Origin of the sequence: Streptomyces spongiicola (assembly GCF_003122365.1) — a bacterium.
Lineage (GTDB): Bacteria > Actinomycetota > Actinomycetes > Streptomycetales > Streptomycetaceae > Streptomyces > Streptomyces spongiicola.
In genome coordinates, this window is sequence record NZ_CP029254.1 from 5,619,261 (window position 1) to 5,637,471 (window position 18,211).

Here is an 18,211-nt window from a genome sequence, read left to right on the forward strand (position 1 = left end):
TACGTGTGATTCCGGCGAGTACGCGGACACCTGCCGGGCCCGCGCCCCGGCGGGCGGCCCCCGTCCGCGTCGGGCCCCCTCGGGGCTGCGGCCCGACGCGGACGGGCGGCGATCCCGTCACCCGGCGGCCTCCCGTCGAGTGGCGGGACCGCGGCCGGGTGACGGCGTATCGAGTGCCTAGGACACCGGTCCCGCCAGGGCCGCGACCGGCGTGGCCAGCGGGGTGCCCGACCCGTCCCGGCGGGGGTCGATCTCCGGGAGCTCGGCCGGGGAGCCGTTCTGCTGCGCCGCGCGCGCCGCGCTCACCCCCGCCCAGGCGAAGACCAGCCGGTCCTCGCCCTTCAGGAAGCGCTGGCAGCGCACGCCGCCGGTGGCCCGGCCCTTGCGCGGGTACTGGTCGAACGGCGTCAGCTTCGCCGTCGCTACCGAGTCGTCCAGTGTCCCGGCGGCCCCGGTGACCGTGAAGACCACCGCTTCCGCGGCCGGGTCGATCGCGGTGAACGAGATCACTTCGGCTCCCTCGGCGAGCTTGACCCCCGCCATGCCGCCCGCCGGCCTGCCCTGCGGGCGCACCTGCGAGGCCTGGAAGCGCAGCAGTTGCGCGTCGGAGGTGATGAACACCAGGTCCTCCTCACCCGTGCGCAGTTCGGTGCCGCCGACGATCCGGTCGCCCTCCTTGAGTGCGATGACCTCGAGTTCGTCCTTGTTGGCCGGGTAGTCCGGCACCACCCGCTTGACCACGCCCTGGAGCGTGCCCAGTGCCAGACCCGGCGAGGACTCCGCCAGACCGGTCAGGCAGACGACCGTCTCGTCCGCCTCCAGCGACAGGAACTCCGAGACCTGCGCGCCGCCCGAGAGGTTCGGCGCCTGCGCCGAGTCGGGGAGCTGCGGAAGGTCGATCACCGACAGCCGGAGCAGCCGGCCCGCCGAGGTCACCACGCCCACCTCGCCGCGCGCCGTGGCCGCCACCGAGGAGACGACCACGTCGTGCTTGGCGCGCTTGCCCGCCCGCGGCGGCGGCTCGGCGGTGACCGTGCGGGCGAGCAGCCCCGTGGAGGACAGCAGTACCCGGCACGGGTCGTCCGCGACCTGAAGTGAGGCGGCCGGGGCCGGGGTGCCGCCGGACTCCAGCAGGACGGTGCGCCGGGGGGTGCCGAACTTCTTGGCCACCGCGGCCAGTTCGGTCGAGACGAGCTTGCGCAGTTCGGCGTCCGACTCCAGGATCTTCGTCAGTGCGGCGATCTCGTCCTTGAGCCTGTCGCGCTCGGCCTCCAACTCGATCCGGTCGAACCTGGTGAGCCGGCGCAGCGGGGTGTCGAGGATGTACTGCGTCTGGACGTCGCTGAGGGAGAAGCGCTCCATCAGCCGCTCCTTGGCCTGCGCCGCGTTCTCGCTGGAACGGATCAGGCGGATGACCTCGTCGATGTCGACCAGCGCGACGAGCAGGCCCTCGACCAGGTGGAGCCGGTCCCGCCGCTTCCCGCGGCGGAACTCGCTGCGGCGGCGCACCACGTCGAAGCGGTGGTCGAGATAGACCTCGAGCAGTTCCCTGAGCCCCAGTGTCAGCGGCTGGCCGTCGACCAGCGCCACGTTGTTGATGCCGAAGGACTCCTCCATCGGCGTCAGCTTGTACAACTGCTCCAGGACGGCCTCGGGGATGAAACCGTTCTTCACCTCGATCACCAGGCGCAGCCCGTGCTCGCGGTCCGTGAGGTCCTTGACGTCGGCGATGCCCTGCAGCTTCTTCTGGCCGACCATGTCCTTGATCTTGGAGATGACCTTCTCCGGGCCGACGCTGAAGGGCAGTTCGGTGACGACGAGGCCCTTGCGGCGCGCCGTCACGGTCTCCACCGACACCGTGGCGCGGATCTTGAACGTGCCGCGGCCGGTCTCGTACGCGTCCCTGATCCCGGCCAGGCCCACGATCCGGCCGCCGGTGGGCAGGTCGGGTCCCGGCACATGGCGCATCAGCGTCTCCAGGTCCGCCCCCGGGTGCCTGATGAGATGGCGGGCGGCGGCGATCACCTCGCCGAGGTTGTGCGGCGGCATGTTGGTCGCCATGCCGACCGCGATTCCCGACGCGCCGTTCACCAGCAGGTTCGGGTACGCCGCCGGCAGCGCCAGCGGTTCCCGCTCCTGCCCGTCGTAGTTGGGGGCGAAGTCGACCGTGTCCTCGTCGATGGACTCGGTCATCAGGCTCGTCGCGTCGGCCATCCGGCACTCGGTGTAGCGCATCGCCGCCGGAGGGTCGTCGTTGCCCAGGGAGCCGAAGTTGCCGTGGCCGTCGACCAGCGGCAGCCGCATCGAGAAGGGCTGGGCCATGCGCACCAGGGCGTCGTAGATCGACGCGTCGCCGTGCGGATGGAGCTTTCCCATCACCTCGCCGACGACCCGGGCGCACTTCACATAGCCCCGGTCGGGACGCAGCCCCATCTCGTTCATCTGGTACACGATCCGGCGGTGCACCGGCTTCATGCCGTCCCGGGCGTCGGGCAGGGCGCGGGAGTAGATCACCGAGTACGCGTACTCGAGGAAGGAGCCCTGCATCTCGTCGACGACGTCGATGTCGAGGATCCTCTCCTCGAAGTCGTCGGGCGGCGGCGTCTTCGTGCTGCGGCGGGCCATCGCTGCTGCGGCTCCTTCACCAACATGAACCATGAACGGGATCTGACGCCGACCATTGTGGACCGTCGCGCCGACAACGCCGACCGCGACCCGGGACAGGGGGGTGGAAGCGTCGGGAACCCCGCCGCTTACCTGCGCGGTTTGCATACAGTGGCAGGACATTCTGCAACGCGATCGAAGGGACCACATGCCCATGGGTCACACGGCCACAGCCCGGGCCGGCTCCGGAGGCCTGACAGCGACCGAGCACCGCCTTGCCAACGGCCTGCGCGTGGTGCTCTCCGAGGACCACCTGACCCCGGTCGCCGCGGTGTGCCTCTGGTACGACGTAGGCTCCCGCCACGAGGTCGAGGGCCGCACCGGCCTTGCCCATCTGTTCGAGCACCTCATGTTCCAGGGCTCCGCCCAGGTGCCCGGCAACGGCCACTTCGAGCTGGTGCAGGGGGCCGGCGGCTCGCTCAACGGCACCACGAGCTTCGAGCGCACCAACTACTTCGAGACCATGCCCGCCCACCAGCTGGAACTCGCGCTCTGGCTGGAGGCCGACCGCATGGGCTCCCTGCTGGCCGCCCTCGACGACGAGTCCATGGAGAACCAGCGGGACGTCGTGAAGAACGAGCGCCGCCAGCGCTACGACAACGTGCCCTACGGCACCGCCTTCGAGAAGCTGACCGCGCTGGCCTACCCCGAGGGCCACCCCTACCACCACACCCCGATCGGCTCGATGGCCGACCTGGACGCGGCGACGCTCGAGGACGCGCGGACCTTCTTCCGCACCTACTACGCGCCGAACAACGCGGTCCTGTCGGTCGTCGGCGACATCGACCCGGAGCAGACCCTCGCCTGGATCGAGAGGTACTTCGGGTCCATCCCCATGCACGACGGCAAGCGGCCGCCGCGCGACGGCTCGCTCCCGGAGACCATCGGCGGGCAGTTGCGCGAGGTGCTGGAGGAGGACGTTCCGGCACGGGCCCTGATGGCCGCGTACCGCCTCCCGCACGACGGCACCCGGGCGGCCGACGCCGCCGACCTGGCGCTGACCATCCTCGGCGGCGGCGAGTCGTCCCGGCTGCACAACCGGCTGGTCCGGCGCGACCGCACGGCCGTCGCCGCCGGCTTCGGCCTGCTCCGCCTCGCCGGCGCCCCCTCGCTGGGCTGGCTCGACGTGAAGACCTCCGGGGGCGTGGAGGTCCCCGGCATCGAGGCCGCGGTCGACGAGGAGCTGGCGCGGTTCGCCGCCGAGGGCCCCACGCCGGAGGAGATGGAGCGTGCCCAGGCCCAGCTCGAGCGGGAGTGGCTGGACCGCCTCGGCACCGTCGCCGGCCGGGCCGACGAGCTGTGCCGGTACGCCGTGCTCTTCGGCGACCCGCAGTTGGCGCTGAGCGCGGTCCAGCGGGTGCTCGACGTCACGGCCGAGGAGGTGCGGGCCGTCGCCGCGGCGAGGCTGCGTCCGGACAACCGGGCGGTGCTGGTGTACGAGCCCGCCGCGCCGGCGGACGGCGCCGGGGATGCCGGGGACGCCGGGGACGCCGGGGACAACGACGACGCAGAGGGGACGGACCAGTGACCGACGCTGCCGTGACCATGGACCTCCATCCGCAGCCGCAGCCCGGCGAGGCCAAGCCCTGGGCCTTTCCCGCCCCCGGGCGCGGCACCCTGGGCAACGGGCTGACCGTGCTGCGCTGCGACCGCCCCGGACAGCAGGTCGTGGCCGTGGAGATCTTCCTCGACGCGCCGCTGGACGCCGAACCCGAGGGCCTGGACGGCGTCGCCACGATCATGGCCCGGGCGCTGTCCGAGGGCACCGACAAGCATTCGGCGGAGGAGTTCGCGGCCGAGCTGGAGCGCTGCGGCGCCACGCTCGACTCGCACGCCGACCACCCGGGGGTCAGGCTCTCCCTGGAGGTACCCGTCTCGCGGCTGCCCAAGGCCCTCGGCCTGCTCGCCGAGGCGCTGCGGGCCCCGCTGTTCGCCGACGGCGAGGTCGAGCGGCTCGTCCGCAACCGGCTCGACGAGATCCCGCACGAGACGGCGAACCCGGCCCGCCGGGCCGCCAAGGAGCTCTCCCGGCAGCTCTTCCCGGCGTCCTCCCGGATGTCCCGTCCGCGGCAGGGCACGGAGGAGACCGTCGAACGCATCGACTCGGCCGCGGTCCGCGCCTTCTACGAGGCGCACGTCCGGCCCGCCGCGGCCACGGCCGTGGTCGTCGGCGACCTGGAGGGCGTGGACCTCGACGCCGTGCTGGCCGACACGCTCGGCGCCTGGACGGGCGACTCGGCCGAGAGCCGCCCGATGCCGCCGATCACCGGCGACGACACGGGCCGCGTCGTCATCGTGGACCGCCCCGGCGCCGTGCAGACCCAGTTGCTGATCGGCCGGATCGGGCCCGACCGCCACGATCGGGTCTGGCCGGCCCAGGTCCTGGGCACCTACTGCCTCGGCGGCACGCTCACCTCCCGCCTGGACCGCGTCCTGCGGGAGGAGAAGGGCTACACCTACGGCGTACGGGCCTTCGGCCAGGTGCTGCGCTCCGGAGCCCCGGCGGCCCCGGGTGGGGCGACCGGGGCGTCCATGCTCGCCATCAGCGGATCGGTCGACACCCCGCACACCGGTCCCGCGCTCGATGACCTGTTCACGGTGCTGCGCACCCTCGCCGCCGAGGGCCTGACGGACGCGGAGCGCGATGTCGCGGTGCAGAACCTCGTGGGCGTGGCGCCGCTGAAGTACGAGACGGCCGCCTCCGTGGCCGGCACCCTGGCCGACCAGGTCGAGCAGGGCCTTCCGGACGACTACCAGGCCCGGTTGTACGCACGGCTGGCCGGCACCGGCACGGTGGAGGCGACGGCCGCGGTGGTCAGCGCCTTCCCCGTGGACCGGCTCGTGACGGTCCTCGTCGGGGACGCGTCCGAGATCGAGGAGCCCGTGCGGGCCCTCGACATCGGTGAAGTGACCGTTGTCACCGGCTGATTGACCGCCCGGGTTCCGGGCAGGGGAAGGGGGCTCCCCCGGCGTCGTGCCGGGGGAGCCCCCTTCCCCTGCCCGGAACGCCTCCCCGATGTGTCCGGTTTGATGGGGAAGATCGCTGTCTGCCCTGTGGCGTGCACTACAAATCTCCGGGTCTGTTTGGCGATTGAACGAAGATCGGCTTAGCGTCTTCTGCGCTGTCCGCCGGTTGCACACGCCGCACCCGCGGCATCGGGCAGCCATCGCCGAGTCCCCGTCCGGCGCGAGCCTGGGGAGCCGGGGACCCATATGTCCCCCGGGGTGAATCGGGTGCCTTCGCCTTCGTGCGGAGGGGCCCGTAGGAGACCTTCCTGCTCCGAACCCGTCAGCTAACCCGGTAGGCGAGAAGGAAGGAAAGGACCAGCCACTTCATGGCGTTCACCCGTGCCACCGGGAAGCACCGTGGTCCGAGCCGCCTGTCGCGCAAACGCGCGGGCGCCTCCGTCGCGGCCATCGCCACCACCGGCGTCATCGGCTCCCTCGCCTCCCCGGCCCTCGCGGCCGAGGCCGGGGGGCCCACCCCCGCCGAGGACACCGGACTGACCCAGGCGGTCGCCGCCGACTCGCTCGCCGAGCAGATCGGCGCCCAGGCGGATGCCCAGCAGCAGGAAGCCGCCCTGACCGCGGCCCGGGAGAAGGCCGAGGCCGAGGCCAAGCTCAGGGCCGAGCTCAGGGTGAAGGCCGCGCGCGACGCCGCGGAGCGCGCCGCCCGGGAGGCCGAGCGCAAGCGCCTGGCGACCTACACGCTTCCGGTCGCCGGTTCCCATGTGAGCACCGCCTACCGCGCCGGAAGCGCCCTGTGGTCCTCCGGCAGCCACACCGGCGTCGACTTCCACGCCGCCTCCGGTACCAAGGTCGTCGCTGTCGGCATGGGCACCGTCGTCGAGGCGGGCTGGGGCGGCGCCTACGGCAACAACGTGGTGATCCGCATGCACGACGGCACCTACACCCAGTACGGGCACCTGTCCTCGATCAGCGTCTCGGCCGGCCAGCAGGTCACCCCGGGCCAGCAGATCGGCCTCGCCGGATCGACCGGCAACTCCACCGGCCCCCACCTCCACTTCGAGGCCCGCACCGGACAGGACTACGGCTCGGACATCGACCCGATCGCCTACCTCCGCTCGCACGGCGTCCGCGTCTGACGCGCGCACCGTTCACCCGTGGCCCCGGCTCCTCTCCGAGCCGGGGTTTTCGGCGTATTCAGGCCAAAAGATATCCGTGGATGACGATGGGTCTTCGGAAATTCAGGCGACCTGCCATAGAGTCACCGAAACACCTGAACAGGCGTCGCTCGACGGGGTTTCGCGGCGATTAAGGCGGAGGTTCGGTATGCGCGTTCCCGCACGCTCGGTATGCACGGCGATCCGCGGCGATATCGTCTCCGGCGTGTTCGAGCGCGGCAGCCGGCTCACCGAGGAGCAGCTGGCGCGCCGCTACGGCGTCTCGCGCGTGCCGGTCCGCGAGGCGCTGCGCACCCTCCAGTCCGAGGGGTTCGTCGTCACCCGCCGCCACGCCGGGGCGTGTGTGGCCGAGCCCACCGAGCAGGAGGCGGCCGACCTGCTGGAGATCCGGCAGCTGCTGGAGCCGCTGGGCGCCGCACGGGCCGCCCAGCGGCGGACCGAGGCGCACCTCAAGGTGCTGCGCGGACTGGTCCGGCTCGGTCAGGACCGGGCGCGGCGCGACCGGGGCGAGGACCTGCGCTCGCTCGGCGCCTGGTTCCACGAGACCCTCGACCAGGCGTGCGGGAGTCCGGGGCTCACCGCGCTGCTGACCCAGCTCCGTCACAAGATCGCGTGGATGTACTCGGTAGAGCAGCCCGCCCGCCCGGTCGAGGCGTGGGTCGAGCACGGCGCGATCGTGGACGCGGTGGCCCGCGGTGACGCGGAGCGGGCCCGTGCGCTCGCCACCCTGCACGCCGAGCGCACGACGGGAGCGCACCGGCTCCGGACCGCTGTGGCCGTGAGGACCTCGCAACACTCCGTGAACACGGCGGGTGGCCGTATTTAACACGCGCGCCGTATACAGGGAAGTAAAGGGCGGTCCAAGGCCTGTTTCTGCTGCCGGAAACAAATTCCGGCCGGGGTCGGGAAAAGCGTACGGAGCGCGGTCCCGGAAAATCCTGCGCCGCGGCCCGCTTTTACGGACTGGTTGTGCTCAGACGGTCTCGGGAAGTTCCTCGAGGCCCTCGGCGACCAGCCTCGCCAGACGCTCCAGTGCCGCCTCCGCACCCTCCGCGTCCGACGCGAGCACGATCTCCTCGCCGCCCTGCGCGCCGAGGCCGAGCACCGCGAGCATCGAGGCGGCGTTGACCGGGGAGGCTCCGGCCTTGGCGATCGTCACCGGAACGCCGGAAGCGGTGGCGGCACGGACGAAGATGGACGCGGGGCGGGCGTGCAGGCCCTCGGCCCAGCCGACATTGACGCGGCGCTCAGCCATGGTGGTGCCCTTCGGGTCGGCGGGAGGTTCGCTGATGGGAGGTTCGCCGGGAAAGCGGCGGGAGGTTCGCTGATGGGAGGTTCGCCGGGAAAGCGGCGGGGGAGTCGGCGGGGCAGTGGACGGGCGAGGTGGCGGGGGAGTCGGCGGGGCAGTCGGCGGGCGAGGTGGCGGGGAAGCCCCCGGATCGTCTGGACCGGATTCTGACGGGGTACGGAGTGCCGGGCCACCGGCCCCGGCCGGTGCGGGGCCGGGATCGGCCCTCCCAGCCTGCCTCCGCACTCCGGGGAACGCGACCTGTGCCGGGGCCTTACGCTTGCTCCATGCAGAGCCCGTCGGACCCCGCGTACCCCGACCACTGGGAAGCCGACGTGGTGCTGCGCGACGGTGGCACCGCGCACATCAGGCCCATCACCACCGGGGACGCCGAGCGGCTCGTCAGCTTCTACGAGCAGGTCTCGGACGAATCCAAGTACTACCGGTTCTTCGCGCCCTACCCACGGCTGTCGGCCAAGGACGTGCGCCGGTTCACCCATCACGACTACGTGGACCGGGTGGGCCTCGCGGTGACCGTCGGAGGCGAGTTCATCGCGACCGTCCGCTACGACCGCATCGACGCCCGGGGCCTGCCGGCCTCCGCCCCGGCCGACGAGGCCGAGGTGGCCTTCCTGGTGCAGGACGCCCACCAGGGCCGGGGTGTCGCCTCCACCCTGCTCGAACACATCGCCGCCGTCGCACGGGAGCGCGGGATCAGGCGGTTCGCGGCGGAGGTGCTGCCCGCCAACAACAAGATGATCAAGGTGTTCACGGACGCCGGGTACACCCAGCGGCGCAGCTTCGAGGACGGCTCCGTCCATCTCACCCTCGACCTCGAGCCGACCGCCCGGTCCCTCGCCGTCCAGCGCGCCAGGGAACAGCGGGCCGAGGCCCGCTCCGTGCAGCGGCTCCTGGCCCCCCGCTCGGTCGCGGTGGTCGGCGCGGGGCGTGCACCCGGCGGGGTGGGGCGAGCGGTGCTGCGCAACCTCCTCGACGCGGGCTACACCGGGCGGACCTACGCGGTGAACCGCTCCCTCGTCCTCGACATGGACGAGATCGACGGGGTGCCCGCCTATCGCTCGGTGGGCGAGATCGTCGCATCGACCGGGGAGCCGGTCGACCTCGCCGTCGTGGCCGTCCCCGCCGACCGCGTCCCCGAAGTCGTCGCGGACTGCGGCGAGCACGGGGTGCAGGGACTCGTGGTGATCACCGCGGGGTACGCGGAGAGCGGCCCGGAGGGCTTGGAGCGGCAGCGCCGGCTCGTGCGCCAGTCGCGTGCGCACGGGATGCGGATCATCGGGCCGAACGCGTTCGGGATCATCAACACGGCGGCCGGGGTGCGGCTCAACGCCTCCCTCGCGCCGGAGTCCCCCGCCCGCGGCCGTACCGCGCTGTTCACCCAGTCCGGCGCCATCGGCATAGCGCTGCTCAGCGGACTGCACCGCCGGGGCGCGGGGCTGTCGTCGTTCATCTCCGCGGGCAACCGGGCCGATGTGTCGGGCAACGACTTCCTCCAGTACTGCTACGACGACCCGGACACCGACGTCGTCCTGCTCTACCTCGAATCGATCGGCAATCCGCGGAAGTTCACCCGGCTCGCACGCCGTACGGCGGAGGTCAAACCGGTCGTCGTCGTGAGGGGAGCCCGGCACAGCGGCAGTGCTCCGCCGGGGCACGCGGTGCCGACCACTCGGGTGCCGTACGCGACGGTCTCGGAGCTGCTGAGGCAGGCCGGCGTGATCCGAGTCGACACCGTCACCGAACTCGTCGACGCCGGGGCGCTGCTGGCCAGCCAGCCGCTGCCCGCGGGGCCGCGGGTCGCGATCCTGGGCAACTCGGAGTCCCTGGGCCTGCTGACGTACGACGCCTGTCTGACGGAGGGGCTGCGCCCGCTGCGGCCGCGCGACCTGACGACGGCCGCCAGGCCGGACGACTTCCGCGAGGCGCTGGCCGGGGCGCTGCGGGACGACGCGTGCGACGCGGTCGTCGTCAACGCGATCCCGTGGGTCGGGGAGAACGGCGTCACCGAGTCCGGTGACGGCGAGGTCCTCGCCGCCGCCCTCCTCGCGGCGACCGCCTCCGCGCCGGCGAAGCCCGTGCTCGTCGTCCACGTCGAACTCGGCGGGCTCGCCGACGCCCTCGCGGCGGCGAGCAGTTCGGCCCCGGCCTCTCCGCGCCGGGGCCCGGGCGCCACGGCGGACCTCGCCCCGGCACCCGCGGGCACCGGCCCGGACGGCCCGGACGGCCCGGACGGCCCGTATGGCCCAGATGGCCCGGGCGTCTCGGGCGTCTCGAACCGCCCGTGCGGCGTCTCGCCGGCGCCGGAGGCGGGGGCTGCCGCGGCCGGCTCCCCGACGGTCGCCCGGAGTGCGGCACCCGGTCCCGGCCCACCTCTCCCGTCCGGCCCCGGCTCACCTCTCCCGTCCGGCCCAGGCCCTCTTCCCCCGGCCGCTGCCGCGACCGGCCTCCCGGCTGTCGGGCCTGGCGCGTGCGGTGCCTCAGGGGCGCCCGCCACCGCGCCGCCCGGAGGCGCGCCGCCTCCCCCCGGTGCGGGGGCACCGCCGGACGGGCCCGCCGGGCGGGGCGCGCCGCCCGCCCCCCGCGCAGGAGCCGACCGCATCCCCGCGTACCCCGCCGCCGAACGGGCGGTGCGGGCCCTGGCCGAGGCCGTGAGGTATGCGCAGTGGCGCCGGGAAGCGGCCGAGCCGGGCAAGGTGCCGGAGTACGACGACATCGACGAGAGCGGTGCCGCCGGACTCATCGCGGGTCTGCTCGACGCAGCCGCTCCCGGCGCGCAGGGCGTCACCCTGCCCGAGGACGAGGCGCGGCGGCTGCTGGAGCGCTACGGCATCGCCGTCCTTCCCGCGCTCCCCGCCCCCGACGCCGACACCGCGGCCCGGGCCGCCGCCCGGCTGGGCTACCCGGTCGCCCTCAAGACCACCGCCCCCCATCTGCGCCACCGCCCCGACCTCGGCGGAGTGCGGCTGGACCTGTCCGACGAGCGGCAGGTCCGCCAGGCGTACGCGGAGGTGACGGAGAGCCTCGGAAAGCCCGAGGAACTCCGGCCCGTCCTGCAGGCGATGGTCCCGAGGGGGGTGGACGCCGTGGTGCGAGCCGCGATCGACCCCGCCGTGGGCGCCGTGCTGTCCTTCGGCCTCGCGGGCCCTGCCACGGATCTGCTCGGCGACACGGCCCACCGCCTCGTCCCGGCCACCGACCGCGACGCCGCCGGCCTCATCCGGTCCGTCAGGACCGCCCCCCTCCTCTTCGGCTGGCGCGGTTCCGCGCCCGTCGACACCGCCGCGCTGGAGGAGTTGCTGCTCCGCGTCTCCCGCCTGGTCGACGACCACCCGGAGGTCGTCGGCGTCGGACTCGAACCGGTCGTCGTCGCCCGGCACGGCCTCTCCGTGCTCGGAGCCTCGGTACGGCTCGCCCCGCCGCCGGCCCGGACCGACCTGGGTCCCAGGACCCTGCCGAGCTACTGAACCCGGCCCGGTCGGCGGGCTGCCGGGGTGGGCGGTCGCGGGGCGCACTCCCTGGTCCGCGGGCCCCGTAGGATGGAGCCCATGGCGAAGACCGGTACGACGACCCAGGGGCTGCGCACGGCGATCGAGCGCAGCGGCTACTACCCGGCTCTCGTGGCCGAAGCGGTGGAGGCGGCGGTGGGCGGCGAGCAGATCTCGTCGTACCTCGTGCACCAGGAGACGACCTTCGACTCCAACGAGGTGCGCCGCCATGTCACCGTCCTCGTGCTGACCGGTACCCGGTTCATCGTGAGCCACACCGACGAGCAGGCGGCCGACAGCAGCTCCCCGACGCCCTACGCGACGACCTCCACCGAGTCGGTGAAGCTGCCGAGGATCTCGTCCGTGGTGGTGAGCCGCGTCGTCGGCAACCCGGAGTCGTACACCCCCGGCACCGTGCCACGCGAGGTGGTCCTCACCATCGGCTGGGGCGCGGTGTCCCGGATCGACCTGGAGCCGGCCGCCTGCGGCGACACCAACTGCGAGGCCGACCACGGCTACACCGGCAGCTCCACGGCCGACGACCTCAGCCTGCGGGTCAGCGAGGCCGGTGACGGCCCGGAGGCGGTCCGCCAGACGCTCGCCTTCGCCCAGGCGCTGTCCGAGGCCACGGCCGCGACCCGCTGATGGCCCGTCCCGACTGGCCCGAGGACGTCGTTCCGCTCGGCCTCGACACGGCTCCCGTCCCCGCGTACGGCACGGCCTCGCTCGCCGATCTGCTGCCGACGCTCGCCGCCGGACAGGGCGTGCCGGGTCTGCGCCGCGCCATCCCGGAGCTGACGCCCGCGGACCGGAACTGCGTCTTCCTGATCGACGGTCTCGGCTGGGAGCAGCTGAAGGCCCACCCCGACGAGGCGCCGTACCTCACCTCGCTCCTCGCCGGCTCGCTGGGCGGTACGGGACGGCCGCTGACCGCCGGGTTCCCCGCCACGACGGCCACCTCACTGGCCTCCTTCGGCACCGGGCTGCCGCCCGGGGCGCACGGCCTGCCCGGCTACACCGCGCGCAACCCGGAGACCGGGGAGCTGATGAACCAGCTGCGCTGGAAGCCGTGGACCTCGCCGCGCCTCTGGCAGCCGTACCCGACGGTCTTCCAGCTCGCCGACGAGTCGGGGGTGCACACCGCCCAGGTGTCGTCCCCCGCGTTCCGGGACACCCCGCTCACCGCGATCGCGCTGAGCGGCGGGACGTTCCACGGCAGGCTCGGCGGCGAGGAGCGGATGGACCTCGCCGCCGAGCAGCTCGCCGCGGGGGGCCGGTCGCTGGTGTACACCTACTACAGCGAGCTGGACGGCAAGGGCCACCGCTTCGGCATCGACTCCGACGCCTGGCGCGGCCAGCTGATGTACGTCGACCGTCTCGTCCAGCGTCTCGCCGATCAGCTGCCGCCGCGCGCCGCGCTGTACGTCACCGCGGACCACGGCATGATCGACATCCCGTTCGACGAGGAGTCGCGGATCGACTTCGACGAGGACTGGGAGCTGCGCGCGGGAGTCGCCCTGCTCGGCGGTGAGGGCCGGGCCCGGCACGTCTACGCCGTTCCCGGAGCCGAGGCCGATGTGCTCGCCGTGTGGCGCGAGGTGCTCGGCGACCGGTTCTGGGTCGCGAGCCGGGACGAGGCCGTCGCGGCGGGATGGTTCGGCCCGCGGACCGACGAGCGGGTGTACCGGCGTATCGGGGACGTCGTCGCCGCGGCCCACGACGACGTCGTCATCACCGCCTCGGTCAACGAGCCGCACGAGTCGGCCATGGTCGGTATGCACGGCTCGATGACCCCCGTGGAACAGCTCGTCCCCCTGCTCGAAGTACGCTCCTGACGTCCGGCCCGTCCCGGTGCCCTCCTGGACGAGTCCATGCCCGCGACGGCCCGCCGCCCGCGACGGCCCGCCGCCCGGGTCAGTCCCGCCGAAGGGTCCGCACGACGGTGAAGACCGCGCCCTCGGGGTCGGCCACCGTCGCCTGCCGGCCGCACGTGCCCTCGTGCGGTTCGCGCACGACGTGGCCGCCGAGGTCCACCACCCTGGCCGCGACCGCGTCGGGGTCCTCGACCTCGAAGTAGGTCATCCAGTGCGAGCCCCTGTCCCGCGGCAGCGCCCGGCCCAGCCCGTGGATCGAGGCCGCCGGGCGGTCGTCCAGGCGCAGCGTCAACCGGTCGGAGCCGGCCGGGGCCGCGGGCTCGAGGTCGTAGCCGAAGACCGACTCGTAGAACTTGCCGACCGCCGGCGTCTCCCGCGTCATCAGCTCGTTCCAGACGGGTGCGCCGTGGGTGCCGAGGAGGGCGGTACCCGTGTGCGCCGGTGCCTGCCAGGCGCCGAAGACCGCGCCCTCCGGGTCGGCGGCGATGACGAGCCGTCCCGCGTCCGCCGCGTCGAGCGGTCCGACCCCGATCGTGCCGCCGCACATCCTGATCCGCTCGGCGGTCTCGTCGACGTCGTCCGAGGCCAGGTACGGCGTCCATGCGATCGGCAGATGGCGGTCCGCCGGGAGCCGGCCGACGCCGGCCACCTCCCTGCCGTCGAGCAGCGCCCGGACGTACGGGCCGAGTTGCTGCGGCCCGGGGAGGAAGTCCCAGCCGAACAGCTCCCGGTAGAAGTGCTGCGTCGCGTCGAGTCCGTGCACCATGAGGCTCACCCAGCAGGGCGCGCCGGGTCTGCGCCGAGTCGCCTCGGTCGTCATCGTCACTCTCTCCTCGGACCATCGTCGTCGTGGCCGTGCGGGGGACCGGTGGCCGTCGTACGGGACGGATCCCACCCCGTGCAGATGCTCGCACCACCGGGCGCGCCGCGCGTCACGGCCGCGCCGCTCCTCCCCGGGGATCCCGGGGGATCCCCGGGGAAGGATGCCCGTTCCCGCATCTTCCATCCCCGGTACGGCCATTGACGTCGCTGCCGGGGGCCCGGCGGGCCCCTGCGCGAAGATGGCGTCATGAAGCCCATCATCACCGTCACCGAACTCGCCGGCGAGTCAGCCGGTCCGCGGCCTCCGGTGCTGCTCGACGTCCGCTGGCAGCTCACTGCGGCCAAGGCCGCCGGTGCCGCACCCTTCGACGGCCGGGCCGCCTACCAGGCCGGTCACATCCCCGGGGCCGTGTACGTCGACCTCGACTCCGAACTGGCGGGACCACCCGGCCCGGGCGGCCGCCATCCGCTGCCGGACCCGGAGGCCTTCGGCGCGGCGATGCGCCGCGCGGGGGTGTCGGGCGGCGTCCCGGTCGTCGTCTACGACGGGGGACAGGGCTGGGGCGCGGCGCGGGCGTGGTGGCTGCTGCGGTGGGCGGGACACCCGGACGTCCGTGTCCTGGACGGCGGTCTCGCGGCGTGGAACGGCCCGTTGAGTACGGACGTCCCTGCCACGGTGCCGGGAGACTTCACGCCCGTGCCCGGCGGCCTGCCGCTGCTCGACGCGGACGGGGCCGCGGCCCTCGCCCGGTCAGGTCTCCTGCTGGACGCCCGGGCCGCCGAGCGCTACCGGGGCGACGTCGAGCCGATCGACCCCGTCGGCGGGCACATCCCCGGCGCGGTCTCGGCTCCGACCACGGAGAACGTGTCGGAGGGCGCCACCACCTTCCTGTCCCGCGAGGAACTGGCGTCCCGGTTCGAGCGACTGGGCGCCGAGGGCGCCCGCGAGGTCGGTGTCTACTGCGGCTCCGGGGTCTCCGGCGCCCATCAGGTCCTGGCTCTGGCGATCGCCGGAATCCCGGCGGCGCTCTACGCCGGCTCCTGGTCGCAGTGGTCCGCCGATCCCACCCGGCCGGTCGCGACGGGCCCCGATCCGCAGTAGCGGGAGGGGGTGGGCCGGGGCCGGCCGCTTCCGGGGCCGGCCGGCCCCGGAAGCGGCGGGGGCCGGAGCGCCGGGCGGCGGGCCCGCTTCCCGAGCATGCCGGACCGCTTGCCGGGCATGCCGGGCCCCTTCGGGCACCGCCCGGCGCCAGCGCTCGCGCGGTGTGCGAACTCGGCCGACGCGGCAGGGGGGAACGGTGGGGAACGGGCGAGAGGGGCGAGGGCGGGGGAGGACCGTGGAGAAAGGGCGAGGACGGGGGAGGACCGTGGAGAAAGGGCGAGGACGGGCGAGAAAGGGCGAGGACGGGGGAGGACGGTGAAGGGCTCATACGGAAACCGCCGACCTGTATGAGCCCTTCACCGCGGTGGCCCGAAGGGCTACTCCTGCTTCTTCCGGCGGGTGCCGAACACGATCTCGTCCCAGCTCGGCACCGCGGCGCGGCGGCCCGGACGGACGCCGTCGGCCTCGGCCTGCCGGTCCGTGGTCCCGGTGAGGCGGTCGCGGTGGCCGGTGACCGACCGCGGCATCAGGACGTCCGCGTACGCCGAGCCCGCGCCGGCTGAGGCCGCGGGGGCGGGGGGCTCCTCGGCCTCGGCGTCCTGGACGGGTTCGGCGGCGGGCCCGTCGGGGGCGGACCGCTCCGGTACGACGAGGTCGCCCCGGAAGCTCGGCACCGCCTCCAGCAGGCTGGTCAGCGAGTCCCGTTCGGTCTCGTCGGGCTCGGGTGCCGCTGCCGGGAGCTGCGCGGGACGGTCCGGGGCCCGGTCGAGGGGCCGGTCCCGGGGGAGCCGGGCGATCCGCGGCACGAACGGGAAGCTCGGCTCATGGGCGACGCCGATCGTGTCGTCCGTCTCCCCGATCAGCGCCCGGGCCTCGTCGTCGGCGGCCTGGACGAGCCGGCGCGGCGGGTCGTACGTCCAGCTCGCCGAGCGCGGCTCTCCCCCCACCCGGTACACCAGCAGTACTTCCCAGGTGCCGTCGTCCCGGCGCCAGGAGTCCCACTGGGCGGTGTCCTTCTCGGCGCCCCGCAGCAGCAGCCGCTCCCGGACTGCCTCGCCGAGCTGCGGGCCGTTGTTCTCCCCGGGGCGCCGGACGGGCGTCTTGCGCGCACGCTCCGCCATGAACGCGCGCTCGGCGAGGACGGGACCCTCGAACCGGCGCACCCGCTCCACCGGAATGCCGGCGAGCTGGGCGACCTCCTCCGCTGAGGCGCCCGCTCGTATACGAGCCTGGATGTCGCGGGGGCGGAGGTGGCTTTCGACCTCGATCTCGATCTGGCCGAGGCGCGCGCGGTCGTTGCGGACGGCGGCGCGCAGCCGTTCGTCGATCGGAAGCGTGTACTCCGTGCTGTCCGCAGCCTTCAGCACCAGTCGTGTGCCGTCGTTCGAGACGGCCACGACACGCAGTTCGGGCATGGGGACCTCCCGGGTGGTGCCTGCCGACGTCACGTGCGTCGCTGCTTCCGCTAGTCGAGTGTGGCCTGCCCGGGTGCAGCCTGCCACAACCTTGCCGAGTTGCCCGGCGTGTCGGGCGTGGGCCCTGGACCGCCGTTATGGCACGGTTACCTGTTTGCGACGGAGGGTGACGAATGCCGTCACCCGCTATCGCAGGCGACCGTGCGGTGCCACGGCGCCGCCGGTTCGAGTGCCGCTTTCGGCCCCCATTTCCCGGGGCCGTGCACCCGTGAGAGAGACCGGACCCAGGGCTCGTCACAGTACTCCATTCGGGCCATCGCGGTGGACCGGCGCGCCGCCGACTTTGTCGAGGAGAGGGCAAGTTCCGTTTCCCTACCCCGAATTCGCGGGTGGCAAGCTTCACAGAATCAACAGAATCGGAACTCTTTCATTCGCTCATATGTCCCTTCCTGGTGCACGGTGGAACGGATGGGTGAGCAGAGGGCGGAGATGCACCACACGAGGGACGACGGGGCGACGGAACGGAAGGGGCGGCGGCTGGACCTGAGCGTTCCGCAGGTGGCGGGCAGTGCCCTCGCGGCGGTCGCGGCGGCGGTCCTCGCCTCCCGGCTCGGGGTCTACGGATCGATCCTGGGGGCCGGGGTGGTGAGCGTGGTGGCCACCTGCGGTGGCTCCCTCTTCCAGCACCTGTTCCGGCGAACCGGCGAACAGATCCGCGATGCCACCCGGCAGGCCCGCCCCGGGGGCGGGCGCCCGCCGGCCGGCTTTCCGGAGGCAGGACCTCCGGCGTACCGGGAGCCGCCCGGCCCCGGGGAGTTCGGCGAGGCGACCACCCACGGCACCCGCGTGCGCGGCAGGAGGCGCTCCGCGCTCGCCGCCGCGGTCGTCTTCGTCCTCGCCATGGTCGGCATCACCGGCTACGAACTGGCCTCGGGACGGGACCTCGGCGGCGGGCGGGGCACCACCGTGGGCACCGCCGTGCGTGGCGGGGGCGGCAGCCCGGCCGACGGCGGGTCCCCTTCCCCCTCCGGTTCTCCGCGCGACGGCGGCGCGGAGGGGCAGGTACACCCGGACGGAGGACAGGGCGGCAGCTCCGGAACGGACGGCAGCTCCGGAACGGGCGCCGGCCCGACCGGGCCCGGCGCCCCGGTGGGCGACCGGCGCAGCGGCTCCGGTCCGGAGACGGGGTCCGGCGGTGATCCGGGAGCGGACGGCGGTGCGGACGCACCGGTTCCCGGGCCCTCCGGGTCCAGCGGTGCGGGGAGTCCCGCGGAGTCGCCGGACCCGGCGTCCTCCCCGCCGGGGCCGTCCGAGCCGGAGACCCCGCCGGGGCAGAGCCCCGGAGCGGACGCCGGTACCAGCCCGTAGCCCGGCCGGGGGGCGCCGCTCCCCGGC

General features: G+C 73.8%; 13 protein-coding genes and 1 riboswitch. Of the genes, 9 read left to right on the plus strand and 4 right to left on the minus strand.

Features of this window, described 5'->3' with window-relative positions:
• Positions 1 to 177: 177 nt before the first annotated feature.
• Positions 178 to 2,625 (minus strand): DNA gyrase/topoisomerase IV subunit A, encoded by a 2,448-nt coding sequence (locus DDQ41_RS24560; protein ID WP_109296418.1) that lies wholly within the window; start codon positions 2,623 to 2,625, stop codon positions 178 to 180.
• 193 nt (positions 2,626 to 2,818) lie between these two features.
• Between DDQ41_RS24560 and DDQ41_RS24565 the strand changes: the two genes are divergently transcribed.
• The 4 genes from DDQ41_RS24565 (at position 2,819) to DDQ41_RS24580 (ending at position 7,635) form a co-directional block, all read left to right on the plus strand.
• Positions 2,819 to 4,192 (plus strand): M16 family metallopeptidase, encoded by a 1,374-nt coding sequence (locus tag DDQ41_RS24565; protein ID WP_109296419.1) that lies wholly within the window; start codon positions 2,819 to 2,821, stop codon positions 4,190 to 4,192.
• Positions 4,189 to 5,592 (plus strand): M16 family metallopeptidase, encoded by a 1,404-nt coding sequence (locus DDQ41_RS24570; protein WP_109296420.1) that lies wholly within the window; start codon positions 4,189 to 4,191, stop codon positions 5,590 to 5,592. The genes DDQ41_RS24565 and DDQ41_RS24570 overlap by 4 nt, the downstream gene beginning before the upstream one ends.
• 230 nt (positions 5,593 to 5,822) lie before the next feature.
• A riboswitch (cyclic di-AMP (ydaO/yuaA leader) is annotated at positions 5,823 to 5,986 on the plus strand.
• Between the two features lie 13 nt (positions 5,987 to 5,999).
• Complete coding sequence (locus tag DDQ41_RS24575) at positions 6,000 to 6,770, plus strand: M23 family metallopeptidase (RefSeq protein ID WP_109296421.1); 771 nt, start codon at positions 6,000 to 6,002, stop codon at positions 6,768 to 6,770.
• 187 nt (positions 6,771 to 6,957) lie between these two features.
• Positions 6,958 to 7,635, plus strand: coding sequence for a GntR family transcriptional regulator (locus tag DDQ41_RS24580; RefSeq protein WP_109296422.1), 678 nt, complete (start codon positions 6,958 to 6,960; stop codon positions 7,633 to 7,635).
• A gap of 147 nt (positions 7,636 to 7,782) precedes the next feature.
• Here the strand turns inward: DDQ41_RS24580 and DDQ41_RS24585 are convergent, their stop codons facing one another.
• Positions 7,783 to 8,064, minus strand: coding sequence for an HPr family phosphocarrier protein (locus DDQ41_RS24585; RefSeq protein WP_109296423.1), 282 nt, complete (start codon positions 8,062 to 8,064; stop codon positions 7,783 to 7,785).
• 320 nt (positions 8,065 to 8,384) lie between these two features.
• On the opposite strand from DDQ41_RS24585, the gene DDQ41_RS24590 reads away from it, so the two are divergent.
• The 3 genes from DDQ41_RS24590 to DDQ41_RS24600 all read left to right on the plus strand — a co-directional run bounded on the left by DDQ41_RS24590 (position 8,385) and on the right by DDQ41_RS24600 (position 13,438).
• The gene (locus DDQ41_RS24590; protein WP_109296424.1) at positions 8,385 to 11,582 is read left to right on the plus strand and encodes a bifunctional acetate--CoA ligase family protein/GNAT family N-acetyltransferase; all 3,198 of its coding nucleotides are present in this window, start codon (positions 8,385 to 8,387) and stop codon (positions 11,580 to 11,582) included.
• A gap of 81 nt (positions 11,583 to 11,663) precedes the next feature.
• The gene (locus tag DDQ41_RS24595) at positions 11,664 to 12,248 is read left to right on the plus strand and encodes a DUF5998 family protein (RefSeq protein WP_109296425.1); all 585 of its coding nucleotides are present in this window, start codon (positions 11,664 to 11,666) and stop codon (positions 12,246 to 12,248) included.
• Entirely contained in the window at positions 12,248 to 13,438 is a 1,191-nt protein-coding gene (locus DDQ41_RS24600) for an alkaline phosphatase family protein (RefSeq protein ID WP_109296426.1), read from the plus strand. The genes DDQ41_RS24595 and DDQ41_RS24600 overlap by 1 nt, the downstream gene beginning before the upstream one ends.
• A 79-nt stretch (positions 13,439 to 13,517) precedes the next feature.
• On the opposite strand, the gene DDQ41_RS24605 is transcribed toward DDQ41_RS24600, so the two are convergent.
• Positions 13,518 to 14,297 carry a VOC family protein gene (locus DDQ41_RS24605; protein ID WP_109296427.1) on the minus strand — a complete coding sequence of 260 codons (780 nt, stop codon included), beginning with the start codon at positions 14,295 to 14,297 and terminating at the stop codon, positions 13,518 to 13,520.
• Between the two features lie 249 nt (positions 14,298 to 14,546).
• Here DDQ41_RS24605 and DDQ41_RS24610 point away from each other — a divergent pair, with 249 nt between their 5' ends.
• Positions 14,547 to 15,401: a sulfurtransferase gene (locus tag DDQ41_RS24610; protein ID WP_109296428.1), complete on the plus strand. Its 855-nt coding sequence runs from the start codon at positions 14,547 to 14,549 to the stop codon at positions 15,399 to 15,401.
• Positions 15,402 to 15,778: 377 nt separating this feature from the next.
• Here DDQ41_RS24610 and sepH read toward each other — a convergent pair whose 3' ends face one another.
• Entirely contained in the window at positions 15,779 to 16,849 is a 1,071-nt protein-coding gene (sepH, locus tag DDQ41_RS24615; RefSeq protein ID WP_109296429.1) for a septation protein SepH, read from the minus strand.
• Positions 16,850 to 17,284: 435 nt separating this feature from the next.
• Here sepH and DDQ41_RS24620 point away from each other — a divergent pair, with 435 nt between their 5' ends.
• Positions 17,285 to 18,184 carry a hypothetical protein gene (locus DDQ41_RS24620; protein ID WP_109296430.1) on the plus strand — a complete coding sequence of 300 codons (900 nt, stop codon included), beginning with the start codon at positions 17,285 to 17,287 and terminating at the stop codon, positions 18,182 to 18,184.
• Positions 18,185 to 18,211: the final 27 nt, after the last annotated feature.

Excerpts from the sequence above, each read along its gene's own strand:
- DDQ41_RS24575 (WP_109296421.1), top strand. The coding sequence starts at position 6,000 with ATGGCGTTCACCCGTGCCACCGGGAAGCACCGTGGTCCGAGCCGCCTG.
- DDQ41_RS24560 (WP_109296418.1), bottom strand. The coding sequence starts at position 2,625 with ATGGCCCGCCGCAGCACGAAGACGCCGCCGCCCGACGACTTCGAGGAG.
- DDQ41_RS24600 (WP_109296426.1), top strand. The coding sequence starts at position 12,248 with ATGGCCCGTCCCGACTGGCCCGAGGACGTCGTTCCGCTCGGCCTCGAC.
- DDQ41_RS24610 (WP_109296428.1), top strand. The coding sequence starts at position 14,547 with ATGAAGCCCATCATCACCGTCACCGAACTCGCCGGCGAGTCAGCCGGT.
- DDQ41_RS24585 (WP_109296423.1), bottom strand. The coding sequence starts at position 8,064 with ATGGCTGAGCGCCGCGTCAATGTCGGCTGGGCCGAGGGCCTGCACGCC.
- DDQ41_RS24620 (WP_109296430.1), top strand. The coding sequence starts at position 17,285 with ATGGGTGAGCAGAGGGCGGAGATGCACCACACGAGGGACGACGGGGCG.
- DDQ41_RS24580 (WP_109296422.1), top strand. The coding sequence starts at position 6,958 with ATGCGCGTTCCCGCACGCTCGGTATGCACGGCGATCCGCGGCGATATC.
- DDQ41_RS24565 (WP_109296419.1), top strand. The coding sequence starts at position 2,819 with ATGGGTCACACGGCCACAGCCCGGGCCGGCTCCGGAGGCCTGACAGCG.
- DDQ41_RS24605 (WP_109296427.1), bottom strand. The coding sequence starts at position 14,297 with ATGACGACCGAGGCGACTCGGCGCAGACCCGGCGCGCCCTGCTGGGTG.
- DDQ41_RS24590 (WP_109296424.1), top strand. The coding sequence starts at position 8,385 with ATGCAGAGCCCGTCGGACCCCGCGTACCCCGACCACTGGGAAGCCGAC.
- DDQ41_RS24595 (WP_109296425.1), top strand. The coding sequence starts at position 11,664 with ATGGCGAAGACCGGTACGACGACCCAGGGGCTGCGCACGGCGATCGAG.